Consider the following 16520-nt stretch of genomic DNA (forward strand, 5'->3'; position numbering starts at 1 on the left):
GTGGTTTTTAGGCCGGATACGACCTCAGCACAGTCTTTTGGTGGAATGCCTGTTAATTTCGTGAAGGCGGTAGATCATGAAACTTGGAACCTTAAAAAAAGCCGGCAGTCGCGACGGCGAGCTGGTCGTTGTCAGCCGAGACAACCAAACCGCGGTAAAAGCCGGTCACGTTGCCGGTTGTCTGCGTGAAGCGATTGAGAACTGGGCGCAAGCCGCGCCGCAACTCGAGGCGCTTTACGCCGAATTGAATGAAGGCCGTGCCTCTGAATCTTTTGCTGTCGATCAGACGTTATTCCACTCGCCGCTACCACGTACCTGGGGATGGATTGACGGTTCCGCGTTTATCCAACACATCAAATTGGTGCGTCAAGCGCGTAACGCGCCTCTGCCCGAGGGCTTGCATACCGATCCGTTGGTGTACCAAGGTGGCAGCGACACCTTCCTCGCCCCCCGCGAAGATGTACCACAGATTGATTTTGCCCACGGTATGGATTTCGAAGGCGAGGTCGCCGTGGTTCTGGACGACGTCCCCATGGGTACCAAAGAGGCCGATGCCGAAAAGTACATTCGCTTGGTGATGTTGTGTAACGACGTTTCCCTGCGTGGGCTTATTCCGCCGGAATTGAAAAAAGGATTTGGTTTCTACAATTCAAAACCATCCTCCGCATTTTCACCTTTTGCATTGACCTTGGATGAGTTGGGCGACAACTGGCGTGACGGCCGCTTGCACCTGCCGTTGCACGTGACTTACAACGGTGCGTTCTTTGGCAACGCCGACGCCGGGCACATGCATTTCTCGTTCCCGCGTTTGATTGAGCATGCGGCGATGACGCGTGCGCTTTCAGCCGGCACCATCATCGGAAGTGGTACCGTGGCTAATGAAGATACCAGCCGCGGTTCTAGCTGCTTGGCTGAAAAACGCATGCTGGAAAAAATCAATACCGGTGAGTTCGTTACCCCGTTTATGAGCGAGGGCGACACCATCAAAATTGAGATGTTGGACAAAGACAACAACAACTTGTTCGGCACCATTGATCAAAAGATCGTGGCGTTTAAATAAGCTATCTTTATCCCTAAACAAAAAGAAACCCGGCCAACCTTTGAGGTTCGCCGGGTTTTTTTATGCTTGTGCGCCCGATTGTTCGTGACGGCGGTTAGGCTTCTTTATCACAGGCCTTGGGTTTGTGTGGCAGAACTTGCCATTCCGTGCCCTGTGGGGTGTCCATCACCGCGATACCGTCCGCGATAAGGCTTTCGCGAATGTCGTCGGCCTTCTGCCATTCTTTGTTTTCTCGGGCCGCGACCCGCTCTTGCAGGCGGGCTTCCACCTCGGCCGGGTCGATGTTGCGTGCCCGAATCAGGTATTCCTGGATTTCGGCCAAGGCTTGCTTGCTCGGGTTTTGGCACAGGCCGAGAATACCCAAGCAGGTTTTGATTTCGTCGGCCACCGCCAAAATCACACCCGCCTTTTGTTTCATCTTGGGTTTTTTGGCCGCGACCAGATCGTTGATGAACTTAAAGCCCGCGTTGATTTCGCGAATGGCGGCCACCGTGTTGAAGTCGTCGTCCATGACTTCAATGAATGCGTCCTTGATGTTGGGAACCGTGATGTTGGCCGGCGGTGTGGCCTCCGCATCCGGGAACTGCTCGCGGATTTCCTCCACCCGTTTGAAGGTGTTGTAGAAATAGAGCATGCGGCTGTAGGCGTCGTGGAACGCGCTGTCGCAGAAGTCGATGTTGGCCGTGTAGTGGCTCTTTAGTATCGTGTAGCGAATCGCCTCGGGGTGAAATGCTTTGACCGCATCTTGAATGGTGTAGAAGTTTCCCTTGGATTTGCCCATTTTTTGGCCGTCAACCAAAATCAGACCGTTGTGGATCCAGTAGCGAGCATAGCAACTGTCGTGGGCGGCGCAACTTTGCGCAATCTCGTTTTCGTGGTGCGGGAAGATCAGATCGCGGCCGCCGCCGTGAATGTCGAATTCCCGGCCAAGGTACTTCTCTGCCATGGCCGAGCACTCAATATGCCAGCCAGGTCGGCCTTCACCCCAGGGGGACGTCCAGGAAACTTCGCCTTCCTTAGCCCTTTTCCAGAGGGCGAAATCCAGTGGATCATTTTTCTGTTGGTTGATTTCAATGCGAGACCCGGAACGCAATTCCTCAGGGTCTCGGTTTGAAAGGCATCCGTATTTGGGGAAAGACCGGACTTCAAAGTAAACATCACCTTGGCTTTCGTAAGCGTGCCCTTTGTCGATGAGCTTTTGGATAAGTTCGATAATTTCGGGGATATGTTCGCTAACCTTGGGCTCAATCGTTGCCGGCTTAACCCCCAGCAATGCCATGTCCTTCAGGCTAAGGTCAATCATCTCTTGGGAATAAACCAATGCCGGCTTGTTCTCCAGGGCGGCCCGTTCGATGATTTTGTCGTCTACGTCCGTGTAGTTGCGGACGTAAGTTACCTCGTAACCGCGGAACTCAAAATAATTGCGGATCATGTCGTAAATAATCGCCTGCATGGCGTGGCCGATGTGGCTCTTGTCGTATACGGTGAGGCCGCAGGCATACATCGACAACTTACCCGGTTCTTTTGGTTCAAAAGGCTCGCGTTTTTTCGTCATCGTGTTGTAAACATAGGCTGTCATCGGGTCCCCCCCGCAATAGATACAGTTCCCCCCCTTGGGAACGAACGGTCATCATATCTCAACCGAATACCCCATGGCCAGGGGGTACCGTCGGAAAATGAAAGGGCGTGACCCTGGCCCGTTCAGCTCGGGCTGCAGCTTACCTTTTCAATTCGGTGGTGCGTCCTTGCGGTAGTAGTGAAATCTAGGCTTTTGTCCTTCGGCTGTACCCGTAGCTGCTATAGCCGTAACCGTAGCCATAGCCGTAACCATAACCGTAACCGTAACCGTACCCTTTGCCATAGCCGCTCTTGCCGCCGAAGTCGGCGTCGTTGAACAGCGTGCCAATCGGCTTGATGCCGTTGGATTGCATGATTTGAATCGAGCGGGCCGCTTCGTCCCGATGCGTGGCCCCCGATTTGGTCACGAAGATGGTGGCATCGACCATGTTGCCGATGATGCAGGCATCGGTTACCAAAAGAACCGGGGAGGAATCAAACAGGACATAGTCAAATTGCTCGCGTAACGTCGCAATCAATTCTTCCATGCTTTTTGAAGCCAACAATTCCGAGGGATTTGGTGGAATGGTGCCTGTCCCGAGTAAGGAAAGATTGGGAATGAAGGTTTCCTGAATACAGTTGCTCAGGGGCTCGCGATTGACCAAGTGGTCGACCAAACCCAACTCACCGGGCAGGTTAAAAACTTTGTGAAGCTTGGAACGGCGCAAGTCGCCGTCAATCAGCAGCACTTTTTTTTCGTCTAGCTGGGAAAAGGCAATCGAAAGGTTGATGGAGGAGATGGTTTTACCTTCGCTGGGAACCGAGCTGGTCAGCAAAAACACGTTGTTTTCATTATCTGCTTTTGAATAAAGAATGTTGGTGCGCAGGTGACGGTATGCCTCGGAAAACACGTGGGTTGGTTTGATATGAGTCATGCATCCGATGACCTTGCGAACCCCGATCCGCAATTCTTTTTCATTGACATTGCTGTAGCCGTACGCGTCTTCCTCGCGGTCCATCATCGCGTCCATGCCGAGTTTGTTGTCGGCCGCGAATCGGCGCCGTTTTGGTTTATCCTCCTTCGTCTCAGCAATTTCTTCACTGATTTTGCCGCTGCCCAAAGAGCGGGCGTAATTGGCCAAATCGTAAATGCGCACCAGGCTTGCATGCCGGCCAGGATTGCCGGCTTGCTTGACCTCGTTTTTGCAGCGCATGTACAGCGAAACAATATCCTCCATCTTTTCGGATAGATCCGTTGAAAAGCGCTCCAGCTCTTTACCCTGCAAATCATTGAACTTTTTGCCGCGGTATTCTTGGGCGATGTCGTGGATCTTGGCCAGTTCCGCGATGGTGAGATGTTTGCTGAGTTCGCCTGATCTTTGGAATATTTCCTCGAAGGCTTTTAGCTTAAAATCCTCGGCTGCCTTCTCCAACATTTTTTCCCTGATGTTGGGCACCATTGCCAGAATGGGAAGGCCGGTGATGTTTTGCAGCATATCGGGGGTATGAATGGTGCGGTCGGTAATTTCCAAAAGGAACATCACACCCATGGCCAACATCGCACCGAGAAACAAACCGGCCGCGACGTGACGGCGGAGTGACGGGGCGTAAGGCCCCTTCGGAAGGGAAGCTGTTTCCACGATGACTTTGTCGGTGCGACCGATATCTTTGAGACCCAAGGCCAAATTGAGTGCCGCTTTGCGCTTGTCGAGTTCCTCCAAGGTGGTTCGTAAACCCGCGATTTGATCCTCCATGTTGACGATGGAGGTTTCCAGTTCCTTTTTGGTGGAAACACTGTTGGCTTTCAAGCGGTCGGCGTCCTTTTGCAACATCGCGATGGCCGACTTTTGGGCTTCGACCTCGGCACGCAAATCGCTTAACAACTCGCGGTGAATGCGCCGTTGTTCCTTGCGGAGTTCGGTTTGTTTTGCATCAATTTTGCCGCGTTTTTCCTGCATCCCCGCTGCTTCCGGTTTGTAAATCTTGAGACCGGCTTGATATTCCGCACGCAGTTGAGCCAGCTCTCCCGACATGCGGGTGACGCTCGACATTTGACTGACATCAATCGAGCTCTCCGGCGTTGAACTCTCGAGTTTGCGCAAACGCGCCTCGGTGCGAATGACTTTGGTGCGTGCATCGGACAAATCACGGTTACGCTGGATCAGGGATTGCTCGTCTGCCAAAGTGTTGTTGCCCAACTTGAAAGCGTTTGACTGTTTCTCTTTCTCTGCCTTTTTCGTGACGAGTTCTTCAATGGCGCGGCGAAGTTTGACGGATTCTTCACCCAAGAAGGTGTGTGCTTGCTTGTTCTTTTCGTACTTCTGCTCTAGCTCGTATTGAATGTAGGACTGGACCCAGGCATTGACCACCGCTTGGGCGGTTTGCGGGTTTTGGGAGACAAAGCTCAGTGAAACCAAGTTGGTCGAGCGGATTGCTTCCACTTCCAGGCCGTTGCGCAGTGTGTTCAGCAGACGTTCGTAATCCTGTTCTTTTTTCTGTTCCGGGGTTAATTTGGGTTTGGGTTTGAGCGATTCGCGGATGAAACCAAAAAGGGACGTCGAGCGTTTCGGCGGTGGAAAATGGGTTGCGATAAACTCGCTGTCCAGGCGAAGAATCACACGGTCGATGACCGGATTGCTTTCCATGATTTCAAATTCAGTTTTTAGGTATTCCTCGCGGAAGAACCGCGTGTAGGGGTTGTAAAACTCCCCGTAATTGAGGATATCCTGTGAGTTCTGATCCATTTTTAAGGTTGCCTCGGCGCGGTACACCGGCGGCTTCATCCACCACAAGGTCATCCCGATGACGGCCCCAACAAAACTCGCAATAATCATGGTTTTCATGTGCTTGCGGATGATGCCGAGGTACTCGAAGACGTTGAAATCGTTTTGAGGGGCAGGTCCCTGTGGTTGTGGTGAACGTTGGAGTTCTTCCATAAATGGATCCTCGCTGGTGTGAAATAGCCTTGGATGTTTCGCGATGGTGTGGCCGACGGCCGCTTCCCGCTCAATGGATCGTTTCCACGGCCTTGTTCGGTGTCCGGTCGCCTTTCGCGATGTTTGACCGGCAACCTTTTCTTACGCAATCTCGGGATCAGAGGCGGGGCGCAAGGTGTTTCGGGAGGTTGGTTCAGATGAAAACGCGGGGTGCATATTCGTCCGGTGTTCCTCGAAATTCCCAACATCCCGGCTTCTCGATATCGATTCGCGTAAGAAATGCAGGCTTATTATGAAAAATCTTAGGGCTCATTCTAACGTAACGCTGATGGCCGCGCATCTGATTTTCAGCCAATAGGGGCGTTCCCTTTCAATTCATTGGATTTCAGCCCCATTCTCAACCTGGCCGCGAGAATAGAGCGAGACGCTACCTTTGATGATCAGGTCCAGGTCGAAAGGTGCTTACCTTTTCACGGCCTTTTGGGCACAAAAAAAGCCGGTCACAAGGACCGGCTAAAACCAAGACTCAAAAGTAGGGTGTGAATCTTTTGAGGTATGGGACAGATATGGAAGTGTGTGGGCCGCGCCCTTCTTCTGAAGCAAGGCGCGGCATGCGACCCGATGGTCGTGATGGGGAAGCATCACCATCATCGGGTGCGCGGGCGGATTACTTTTTTTCTTTTTTGGGTTTAGGGGCGGCTTCACTTTTACGGCTTTTCAACTCCTGCAGTTGCGCTTCCAGCAGCTCCAGGTTTTCATGCAACATGTTTTCCGCGTCTTGCAAGGTTTCGATGCGGACGTGGGGTGCATCCCCATCGATTACGAAGGAATTGCCGTTGTTGAAGTGGTAATTAAAATGCTTAATCTTTTTCTCTGCCTGGCCCAGGACGACTTCAAAGCTCATCGGCTTTTCACGGCGGATCACCTCAACGGTCATTTCGTCGCCTGGCTGATACTTGCGCATGGCCGCGCGAAGGTCCTTTGGTTTGGCGACCAACTCGCCGTCGAGACTTTGAACAATATCACCGGCTTCCAAGCCGGCCGCCTCGGCAGGGCTTCCTTCAACCACGCTTTCGATCAGAACTCCTTGGTCGACTTTGAAATACCGCGCCATTTGAGGTCCGAGTTGGTCCATGTTAATGCCGAGAAAGGCTTGGTCTTCGTCGGGAACAAAAAAGGCGAAGCGCCGAGCGACTGATTCTGCCAGATCACCCTTTTCGCCAAGTATCGCCGCCAACTCCTTGCTTTCACCATCGCGCAAAACTTTTAACAGAACTTCATCGCCGGCGTGGTGCTGGATGATTTCCTCAACCAACCCCGAGGAAGTATCGATAACTTCGCCGTTCACCGAAATAATCAGATCTTCCGCTTCCAGGCCCGCTTTGGCCGCGGCTGAGTCGGGCAGTACCTTCAAAATTTTTACCTTGGTTTCACCGTCTGATTTGATGGTTTCGATATTAACGCCCAGGTAGCCTTTGTCTTTTTCTTTGCTTTTCTCGCCCGCGCTGAGGCTTGATACAGTCAACATAAGGCTGACCAATAAAACCGTAAGCCACGTTTTTAAAGTCTGACGTTTCATGATGTGATCCTCCCAGGATGGATGATGATGTGGTAATGGGTGTTGGGGCAAAGGAAACCCAACGCTTGGCCGCAAGATGGTGAAGCGTTAGGTTGTCGTAGAGAATCGCCCCGTTAAGTGTTTTTGTAGGGTTATAGCGTCGTAAAGTCCGAGGATGTCTCCTCGTGGGGCGGCGGTTCTTTTGGCGGGATTTCCGTATAAACCCAAACCCTCTGTCCGGTACCCAGCTCAAATTCGCGCATGACCATCACTTTCTCACTATTGGTCGGCCGGATCGGCCCTGGCGAAGTCGACAGTTTTTTGGAAAACAATTGTTCCAAATAGGCTTTGTCGTTCTGGGGATCCACCACTTGCAAGAAGCGCCGATCCCTGTCGCTGTAAAAATGCGTGGGTTCGCCTGTTTGAACCGGTTCGAAGCTGGGGAGCGGCGAGGCTTCCGCGAGCCGGCTTAGGTTTGAAGTGGGTGACCGGCCGAGGTCCTCGGCAGAGTTGTTGACCAAGACGTGGGGATTGAGAAGGAGCAACACCAACACCGTGGCCAAGGCGCTACAGGTAAAAAGCGCGCCGTAAAAAGCCGGTTTGTAGATTGAGTCGGTCGCACCGCGGCGGCTTTCCTCAATGAGTGCGCGCCGCAAGTCTTGCTTGAAGGACGGAACCTGAAGTTTGGGTTTGTCCAGCGCGTTCAGTGTTTTCTCTAAGTCGTTCATGGTCGATTCCTCGTTCTTCCAAATGGGCCCGCAGGGCGTTTAAGGCTCGATGGGTTCGCATCGTCACCGCGCCCACGCGTTTTCCCGTGATATCCGCGATTTCTTTGAAGCTTTTTTGCTCCAGGAAGCGCAAGACGATCAGGGTTTGGTCGATGGGTTTTAGTTTGGTAATGCTTTCTTGGATCGCGCCGAAAGCCTGGAATTTAGCCAATTCCCGTTCGGCAGAGATCAGCTCTTGGTCGGCCGGGTTGGTCCCGCCGGTTTGGGTTTCGTCGAAGCGGGCGCCGTCGGTAAGGACCCGCCTTTTGTTTTTTCTAAGGAAGCTGTTGGTTTCATTGCCCGCAATACGGTAGAGCCATGCGAGGACGGGAACGCCCTGCCAGCGGAAACGCCAGTGGTTCTTGAGCGCTTTGAAAAAGGTTTGGGCCGTGAGATCCTCCGCGTCGGCTGCGGAGCCGACTCGGTAGAGGATGTGGTGGAAAATGGTGTCGAAATAGCGATCATACAGTTGCTCAAACGGAACCAGATTTCCTTGTTCATCGCGAAAGCGAACATTGGCGGCATCAGCACTGGTGGGGTTCATGTTCCTTCACTTCTGGGTCAACCAAAACAGCCAAACCCTTGTCTTTTTCCTGGTTCAGGTGACGCGTGTTTCGATTGGTAAGGTGTGATCTGTGCTCGTTGCAGTTCTAGAGGGTAGCAACGTGGGTTTTGGCCGAGGCCGACCTTTTCTTGCCGAGCACATCTGCCTTAACGCAAACCCGCGGGAATCATCACACAATTTTATTAATTTTTTTTTGGGCTTTTCTTTGAGCGGCCCACGCCCCTGTCTTGCCGGCTTACAGGGAGGGTATACGTGGCGGGTTGCGGAAATTTTCGTCCTATTTCGGAGCCTGTTTGTGCGATCCTTTAGTAGATCACCCCGTTTCACCTGTATCTCCCTTGTTGTGTTCCGCTTGTAATATTTCCTTTTTCGGAGTCGGCGATGGCGTCTTTTTCTATGCACGGGCCTGTTCAGGCCGAGCCTTGCTTTTCTGTTCCACCTTTAGACCGCTTTTCCTACGAAGATTTTTTGGCCAAACTACTCCTTCGTCGTCTCGTTTTTTGCTGGGCGCCCCCGTGTTTTGGAACCACAAGCTTGCTGTTGGCCGTCCGCGACGACTTGGCCGATACCACCGACAATGCAACGCCGACTTCCGGTTTTCAGCTTGACCCACTGTATGTGGATTTCTCCGCGGCTGTTCTGGGTGAACAGCCGCTTGAGGATCGGGTGTTGGCAGTGATGACCGAAATCGGGCTTGCCGCCCGCAACCAGTTAGAAGAACTCGAACCGTTGGACCTTGTTGAAGAGGTGTTCGGTATCCACGGTCCGGCCGCCTCAATCCGTACCCAGCTCCAGCGTTGGCGTCGTTTGCGCAATGCCCCCCTGCTGCTTTTGGTCGATGGCATGCAAGGATGTGATCCTGTTGTCGCCGGGCTCATCCTTCAACAATTGTCGCCCTTCGATGCTTCCGACCCCGAGCAGGGGCTTTGGTTGTTGGTTGCCGGTCATGGTTCTTTGGATTGGATGTTTCCCGACGGCCCGCCGGCCATGGTTCATCGAGCGGGGCACATTACCTTGAGTGCGTTTTCCGCGACCCAGGTTCAGCAAATGGCCGAGCTGTTTCGGTTGGAAACCGGGCGGTCCGTTAACCACGAGGCCGTCGACCTGATCATGCAGCTAACTCAGGGGCATCCCTGGCTGGTGAACTTAATGCTCGAACAAATGACCACGTCTTCCGAGGACCGAGAAATACGGGGTGAGCATGTTGCCGAGGCCAAGGAACAACTTATCGGATCGGAATCCTCTCCATTGCAGCGTTGGTTCCATTACTTCCAGCGTCCCGGCATTCAGCGTGTTGTTGAACCGCTTCTGATTGCCGCGGATGCGCCCTACTTCCTTGAGCCCTCCCATCTGGAAGAAGCCCGAGCCTTGGGTTTGGTGCAAGGTTTTGCTCCTGTTCGTTTTGCCAACCGGCTTCTGGAAGAATGGATTCCACGACGGATGGTTCTCGGAAACGATCAGTATTTGAGCCGCCAGGCCGAAGTGGTGGTGGAAGAGGGAGGGCTTAACTTCGTGGTTTTGCTGTCCGAATGTCAGCGTTATTTTTCCGGCGAAGGACGACGGATATTGACCTCAATGCCCTATCAGCAAGCCGGACCTTTATTAATGTTGCAGGGGTTCATTTCACGATTGGTGCGTAATCATGGGCGCATCGAACGGGAAGTGGACGCCCTGAGGCACATGATCACCCTATTTATCTTTTGGCAATCGGGTGACGACATCCAGACCGTTATTTTGGGCTTAAAGGTACTCGATCAGCGGCGCGAGGCAACCCTTCATGGTGATCTCGCACAAATTGGCCGATTCATGAATCTTTGCGAAACCAAAGAAGGACACTTGGTCGTGTTGCCGCCTATCGATTTGGGCGGCGATAACGGTTTGCCCGGGGATCATTCCAAAGAGCAGGTTGAAGACAATACCGTTCATCTTTGGCGTTTTTGAGCCTCGGCCGCCGGGATTAGGTTCACGGCGCGGGCGGTTGTGTCAGTCGAGGCGTTTTTGAGCCTCGGCCGCCGGGATTAGGTTTTACCGCCCGGGCTTGATCCCTGATTTTGTGGAACCTTGCCTCGCCCGCATTTCTCACAAGGAATTCTGCTACGGGGCAACCCATGCGATTACGAGGGTTTGCCTGCCGTCTTACTCGGGCGAGCAATACGCCACCTAGCGCTGCTACGCCGAATGGTCGGCCCCGCTCCGTTTGCGCTTGGTCGTCCTTTTCGTACTCACAAGGCTTTCAGCTTCTCGCGACGAATCCTCGTGAGAAATGCGGGCTAGGTTTCAACTGCCTGCTTTGCAGGTTTTCTCGTCTGCCATGGTGGTGATCGGTGATTCTACCGGGAGCCTCTCATTCTGACTGGAAGAAACGGCGACATTGCGGTAACTTTTTTTGACGCAATTCTGTGGAAGCTTAAGGGGATTAAATTGAGTGGCTTGGGCCGTTTGAGGCAGCCTTTGGGGTTAGAGTTGTCAGATTTTCAATTTTTTTCAAAATTTGAGTTAATTCTTCGGTTTTAAACTATTGATTTTATTGGTTTTGTTGTTTGTTCGCGGTTGTAATTTTGGCCCGTGCCTTGCTCCAGAGCTAAAACGTTCCTTACTCCGATCTTGAATTCCACAAGAAGTCGAGGTTTGGCAGGTAGGTTTGGCCTGGTTGCGGGCATTGTCTGTCTTTCTGCTTGCTGGGTCGGGAATAAATAAACACTGGGAAGTGACTTATGCTTTCGATTTTGAAACACGGGTCCCGCGCGCAAGGTGCATGGACTCGTTTCGCGATGATGGTTTCTTTGGTTTTGATGACCGCCGTGGGGATGGCGGCCGATGGCAAAAAAGCGGGTGGTACCGATGTGAAACCCCCTGAGACAGCCCAGAAACAGGTTGCACCCGCGCAAGCTTTGGTAAACATCAATACCGCTAATTTGGGTGAACTCCAAAAGCTCCCGCGGGTTGGTGTCAAAACGGCGCAACGCATCATCGACTTTCGCGCCGAGAATGGGAAGTTCCAAACTGTTGAGGAACTGATGAACGTAAAGGGGATTGGTGAAAAAACTTTTGATCGCTTAAAGCCGCTGATCACCATTTAGAAAACGCTGATGATGCTCCGCTTCCCGTTCTTCATTTTATAGCGGGTTATTTAGCAAAATCGCAGACCAACGAGCTTTTTGTGTTGGGAAGAAAAAGCTCTCCATTTCTGAGGGAACCCTTTTTGGGGCGTTTTTCAGTCCTCATACAAGACGCGTCGATCACGAGATTTTCGATGATGGTGGGTATGGTTTTTGGTGGTCTATCTCTGCTGCAAATAGGTGTCTCCATGATGGCAATCAGGGGGAGACAAATGACTTCCTGTAGGGCTGTCCACCGAAAACTTGGGAAGGAACGGGTTTGAACCGCATTTAACCGATTGGATCCTTTTGGACGCTTGGTCCATGGTCGAAATTCGTTTCCATTCCTCTCATGGCTGCCTTGGGGTACCGCCGTTGGAAAATCAACTATCGCAAGCCGAGCACGATCGGGAAAAACCCGCCAGGTAACCATTCATGGGCTCAGCCTTTTGGCCAGGAAAGACATAAGGTTGAGTATGTCCACACCTCGAAGAAGCGGATACTGGGGCGTTTTATCCGAATTAGGGGAGTTGATCCATCTGGTTGTAGAGAGAACTCGTGTGGTTTGGGCTAAGGCGCAAACATAAAGAGTTTAATCAACAGAAAACGGGATGGATCAACTTCGTGAATGCATTTTTGCCGGAGTTTGGAAGGGAAGCAAGGTTTTTGCTTGGTGCCGGCAGGTTGGTTCTGTGACGAAAGGGATTTCTTGGGGGTCGGCAATGAATAAACGGCGTTTTTGGAAGTTGGATCACGGCAATCTGCTTGAGAGGAAAAGGGTTTGTTCTGTCAGGGCGTGCCGAAAAAGCGGCCGGCCCTTTCTGGTTGTTTTTTTTAACGCGCCCTTTTGGGCGCATTTGGGTGGGCGGCGTATTGCTGCTTGCTTTATTCATTCTCTTTTGTGCGAACAAGTTCCCTCGGCCTTTCTGTCGGGGCTTCTTGGGAGCGTTACGCGCATAGCCCGCATTGCTCACGAGGATTCGTCGCGAGAAGCTGAAAGCCTTGTGAGTACGAAGGTGGCGACCGAGAGACGGCACGGGGGGCGACTTTTTGCGGATCCGACCTTTTGGAGGGGGCGACCTCTTTTTGTGGGTCCGACCTTTCGGGGGGGAGCGACCTCTTTTTTTGTGGGTCCGACCTTTCGGGGGCCGACCTTTCGGGGTCCGACCTTTCGGGGGCCGACCTTTCGGCGTAGCAGCGCTACGTCGCGTATTGCTCGATTGAGTAAGGCGGATGGTCGCTCCGCGGATGGCCGCCCCGGAGAAGGTCGCCCCGGAGAAGGTCGCCCCGGAGAAGGTCGCCCCGGAGAAGGTCGCCCCGCGGATGGCAAATCCTCGTGATCGCATGGGTTGCCCCGCGGCAGAACGCCCCGGGGAAGGTCGCCCCGCGGATGGCAAACCCTTGTGATCGCATGGGTTGCCCCGCGGCAGAACGCCTTGTGAGCAATGCGGGATAGAGAGACAAGGCTGCTCCGCCGTGAGGCTTCACGGGTTTAGGAGCAAGGCCTACTCCCCCGAGAATCAAAGAGTTGGGAAGCTCTATTGATTCCGAACGGTGGTCGGCGCAATGTTTAATCAGTCACAAGGGGAGGGCTGAATTGCGTGACATCTGAGGGGATTGGTACATCCGGGGGACTGCTGTGGCGGTAGTGCAGCGGATGTACCATCCCATCCCTTGGTATTGATGGCTGAATTTTACGTCTGCTGATTGTTGGGATGAGGGCTGTGATTCGTCCGTTGCGGGGATTTTGGCTGCTGCACCGTCCGTTCTGAACTGATTGACCGGCGAATCGGGAACCAAAAAAAGCCGCGGATGGTGCCGCGGCCTTTTGTGGGTTTAACATGGGCGTCACCCCGCGCGTTGCGGGGTATTTGCTGATAACCGCTTTTTAGGGCGGTGTTCCGGTTAGCTCTTTTCTTTTTTTTCCGGGTCCTTGAGAAGGCCGGCTTTGGTTTGTGTGAATTTCTTGGCCGTGAAATCGCCGAGTTCGTAGACCCAACTGCCATGGCGCTGATTAAAGGCTTGAACCTCGTTCATGCGCTCGAGAAGCGAGGCTTTTTCTTCAAGCTGCTCCTCGGAATCTTCCATGGATACGCCGATGCGTTGGCTTTTGTGGTTGGCGCTGATTTTCAGGTAGGTTTTGTTGTCTTTTACCGCGGTCGTGACGCGGTAGTCCGATTCGTCCTTTAGGTTAAAGGTAACTGAATTGGTGAAAGCCAGACCTTGGACTTGGGGGTCGTCGGCCAGATAAACTTTCTCGAAGCTCAGGCCCTTAAGGGCCGAGGTCACATTGTTGAGTTCCGAGGTGTTTACCTCTTTTCCGGCAGGTACATCGTTCAGGGCCAATTGGTTTTCCTGCGTGGTGATGCTGAAGTCGGGAGCGGACACTGACGCGATTTCCTCGGCGGCGATGTCCAGGATCTCTTTGTTGAGGAACTGGTCGTTTCCGGTACTCAGGAAAATGCCTTTGCTGGACAGGTAAATGTTCTGGTCGTTACCGTCAAAACGTTGCAGGTACCGGCCGCGACCGTCCTCGGTCGCTTTACCCACGCTGAAATGGACCATTACGGTCTCGGGACCACTCTTGAGGGTGATTTCGATGTTCTCCTCGGTACCGGGCTTGGTGTGAAGCTCTGCCGCGTCGCTCTCGCCGCTGCCGGCTTCTTTTTCAAGCGCGATCTCGAGGATGTCCTTGATGAAACGGTTCACGGATTCGTTTTTGGCGGGATACCCGTGATGGCCGGCGACGACAAATTGGTCCTCGTTGCGTTTGAGAACCACTTCTTCATCGCCTTTTTTTATGTCTATTTGTTTGATGTTGTCGGGGTTGAGTTGGGAAAGGAACTTCTGCCCGCGTTCGAAACGTTCGGCGCGGGTTTGGGTGCCCTGGTAGGAAAAAACAGAGAGAAGGAAAAGCGCGGCGGCCGTCAATCCCAAGATCGCATTTTTGTTCATGGTGATTACCTCCCCTGAATGTTGCGTTTATTGCGGCGTGAAACCACGTTTGCCAAACCAAAAATACAAACGAATAAGGGGACGGCGCCGATCATGCTGCCGCGTACCCAGAATTCGACGCCTTCCAGGCGGGCGCGTTTTTGTTTCCGGATTTCACGCAGCTCGCGGTTTCCGTCGTTGATTTTGGCGTTCAGGGTGTCGATTTCGTCCTGCAGCTTTTTCTGGAGCAGGGCCGCGTTTTTCTCGTTGATGCCACGCTGCTTTTCGCGCAAATCGTTTTCAAACTGCTCGATTTCCGTGCGAATCTTGCGTTCTTGCTCAAGCATTTCGCTATCAGCTTGTGCTTCGATTTGGTCAAACAGCTCAAACGGGCGCTTAATCCGCTGTTTGCTGCGAACATTCATCAACTCTTTGGCGCCGAGCAGGTAGTCGACCGAGTTGAGCAACACCTTGTAGTTGTCGTTGGCCGCGGCCAAGCCGAAAAACGAGCGCTGGAACGCGAGTTGATCGGTGATGAAGTCAACATCGCTGAATACCAGCACGCTTGCATCGGCGTGGGTGGCGGGATCAATGGCCTCTTTTTTGACCATCTCGGCATCTTCAGGAACGGGCATTTGCATGCCTGGCGGCATACCCGGCGGTGGTTTTGGTGCTTCCTTCGGGAATTCCAAGCCCTCGGGGAAGGCGTCGGCCAGACGGCCTTTGATCAGGTACGCCAGTACAATCTCTTCTTCTGACGCATTGTATTGGTCGAGGAATTTGGTGGGTGTGTTCAGGTCGGTGAAGTGAAGCGTGTCACCGCCTTGGCTGAAGCCGGGAAGAATGGTGAGTGTGCCGCCGGCGGCGGTGGTTTTCAGGATGGGGGTGAATTCGGCGGTGGCCTTGTCGGTTTTTTCGAGCGGCCCGGCAAGGAAAAAGCGCAGGTTGCTTAAACCGTTGGTGATGGGAATGTCAGGATTCGCCACGGCCGCCATGTGTTTGTCTTCGATGGACAAATCGGTGATGACCTTTTGCGCATGGCCGCGGCGGTCGACCATCCGTTTGGCGCCCAGCTCGTAATCAACTACAAACTGGTCCTCGGGACGACGAAGGCCCCAGGCGTCGGTCAAGGGGTTCAAGCTGGAGGCCGGCTTGTACTGAATGGCGGCCCAGGGGTTTTGCGGATTCTGTTCGGGTTGGTCCTCAATGCTGTAGGGATCCAGGAACAACATGGTATTGCCGCCGGTGACGACCCATTCGTTAATCGCCCACAGCTGTTTTTGGCTGAAATCGCGGGGGTGGATGATCATCAACAGATCGTAATCTTCCTTAGAGTACTGCTCCGCCTCCGCGTCGACCAACTTCACATCGTACTGCTCCTTGAGCACTTCCATGCTGGACCAGGGCTGGCTGGGCGCTTTACCCTGCGCTTGCAACAACTGGTTCATGTAGGGGTTGTTGTCGGGCAGTGGCTCAACACCGGACACAATGCCGATACGCTTTTTGGTGGGCCAGATCAGGTTGTAGATGCGCTTGGAGATTTCGTACTCAATGGTTTCCTGTTTGTCCGGCGACATGAACTCGATGATGTCGCGGCTGCCGGTTTGGGTTTGGAAGACCATCCCGAAAAAGAACAAGTCCCCGTATTGGTTGATGGGTTTGCCGTCGAGGCCGAAATCCGTCGCGTCCTGAGCTTCGTCGCTGTCAGGTACGGGGTCGATGAAAGACACCTTAATTTTGCCGTTACCGTAGCGCTCGTATTCTTTGAGCAGATTGCGAATGTAGTTTTCGTAAGTGACGAATCCTTTGATCATTTGTGGCAATGATTTACCGGCGGTGTGGGAGAAATACAAACGCACTTCTATCGGTTTCACACCCTCGTTTTGCATCTTTTCGAGGATTTGGTGCGTGCCCTCGGTCAACGAGTAGAGTTTGGTCTCGGTGAGGTCGAGTCGGACGCCCTGGGTGTGGTTGTAAATCAAATGGACCGAGAAGATGGTGATCAAGGCGATAAAAAGAATGGTGATGGGTCGATTATTTTTCAA

At 53.0% G+C, this 16520-nt stretch carries 11 protein-coding genes and 1 pseudogene; 4 read left to right on the forward strand and 8 right to left on the reverse strand.

Features of this window, described 5'->3' with window-relative positions; genetic code table 11:
- The first annotated feature begins 76 nt into the window (after window positions 1-76).
- Window positions 77-1060: a fumarylacetoacetate hydrolase family protein gene (locus J3U88_RS00890; protein ID WP_207856231.1), complete on the forward strand. Its 984-nt coding sequence runs from the start codon at window positions 77-79 to the stop codon at window positions 1058-1060.
- Window positions 1061-1154: 94 nt separating this feature from the next.
- Here J3U88_RS00890 and cysS read toward each other — a convergent pair whose 3' ends face one another.
- The 5 genes from cysS to J3U88_RS00915 form a co-directional block, all read right to left on the reverse strand.
- Entirely contained in the window at window positions 1155-2639 is a 1485-nt protein-coding gene (gene cysS, locus J3U88_RS00895; RefSeq protein ID WP_207856232.1) for a cysteine--tRNA ligase, read from the reverse strand.
- Window positions 2640-2823: 184 nt separating this feature from the next.
- Window positions 2824-5553 (reverse strand): polysaccharide biosynthesis tyrosine autokinase, encoded by a 2730-nt coding sequence (locus tag J3U88_RS00900; protein WP_207856233.1) that lies wholly within the window; start codon window positions 5551-5553, stop codon window positions 2824-2826.
- Window positions 5554-6220: 667 nt separating this feature from the next.
- Window positions 6221-7132 (reverse strand): PDZ domain-containing protein, encoded by a 912-nt coding sequence (locus J3U88_RS00905; RefSeq protein WP_207856234.1) that lies wholly within the window; start codon window positions 7130-7132, stop codon window positions 6221-6223.
- Between the two features lie 131 nt (window positions 7133-7263).
- Entirely contained in the window at window positions 7264-7839 is a 576-nt protein-coding gene (locus tag J3U88_RS00910; RefSeq protein ID WP_207856235.1) for a hypothetical protein, read from the reverse strand.
- On the reverse strand, window positions 7748-8422 hold the full coding sequence (locus J3U88_RS00915; RefSeq protein ID WP_207856236.1) for an RNA polymerase sigma factor: 675 nt from the start codon (window positions 8420-8422) through the stop codon (window positions 7748-7750). The genes J3U88_RS00910 and J3U88_RS00915 overlap by 92 nt, the downstream gene beginning before the upstream one ends.
- A 555-nt stretch (window positions 8423-8977) precedes the next feature.
- On the opposite strand from J3U88_RS00915, the gene J3U88_RS00920 reads away from it, so the two are divergent.
- From J3U88_RS00920 to J3U88_RS35200, 3 genes are all read left to right on the forward strand, one after another.
- Window positions 8978-10384, forward strand: a complete 1407-nt coding sequence (locus J3U88_RS00920; RefSeq protein WP_207856237.1) for a P-loop NTPase family protein — start codon at window positions 8978-8980, stop codon at window positions 10382-10384.
- 773 nt (window positions 10385-11157) lie between these two features.
- The gene (locus tag J3U88_RS00925; protein ID WP_207856238.1) at window positions 11158-11523 is read left to right on the forward strand and encodes a ComEA family DNA-binding protein; all 366 of its coding nucleotides are present in this window, start codon (window positions 11158-11160) and stop codon (window positions 11521-11523) included.
- 1084 nt (window positions 11524-12607) lie between these two features.
- A complete protein-coding gene (locus J3U88_RS35200; protein WP_207856239.1) occupies window positions 12608-12736 on the forward strand; it encodes a pentapeptide repeat-containing protein in 129 nt (42 codons plus the stop codon).
- Window positions 12737-12815: 79 nt separating this feature from the next.
- Here J3U88_RS35200 and J3U88_RS35205 read toward each other — a convergent pair.
- From J3U88_RS35205 to J3U88_RS00945, 3 genes and pseudogenes are all read right to left on the reverse strand, one after another.
- Window positions 12816-12887, reverse strand: a pseudogene (locus J3U88_RS35205) (hypothetical protein); the annotation flags it as partial.
- 559 nt (window positions 12888-13446) lie between these two features.
- Window positions 13447-14496, reverse strand: coding sequence for a DUF4340 domain-containing protein (locus tag J3U88_RS00940; protein WP_207856240.1), 1050 nt, complete (start codon window positions 14494-14496; stop codon window positions 13447-13449).
- 5 nt (window positions 14497-14501) lie between these two features.
- The gene (locus J3U88_RS00945; RefSeq protein ID WP_207856241.1) at window positions 14502-16520 is read right to left on the reverse strand and encodes a GldG family protein; all 2019 of its coding nucleotides are present in this window, start codon (window positions 16518-16520) and stop codon (window positions 14502-14504) included.

Origin of the sequence: Acanthopleuribacter pedis, assembly GCF_017377855.1 — a bacterium.
Taxonomy (GTDB): Bacteria; Acidobacteriota; Holophagae; order Acanthopleuribacterales; family Acanthopleuribacteraceae; genus Acanthopleuribacter; species Acanthopleuribacter pedis.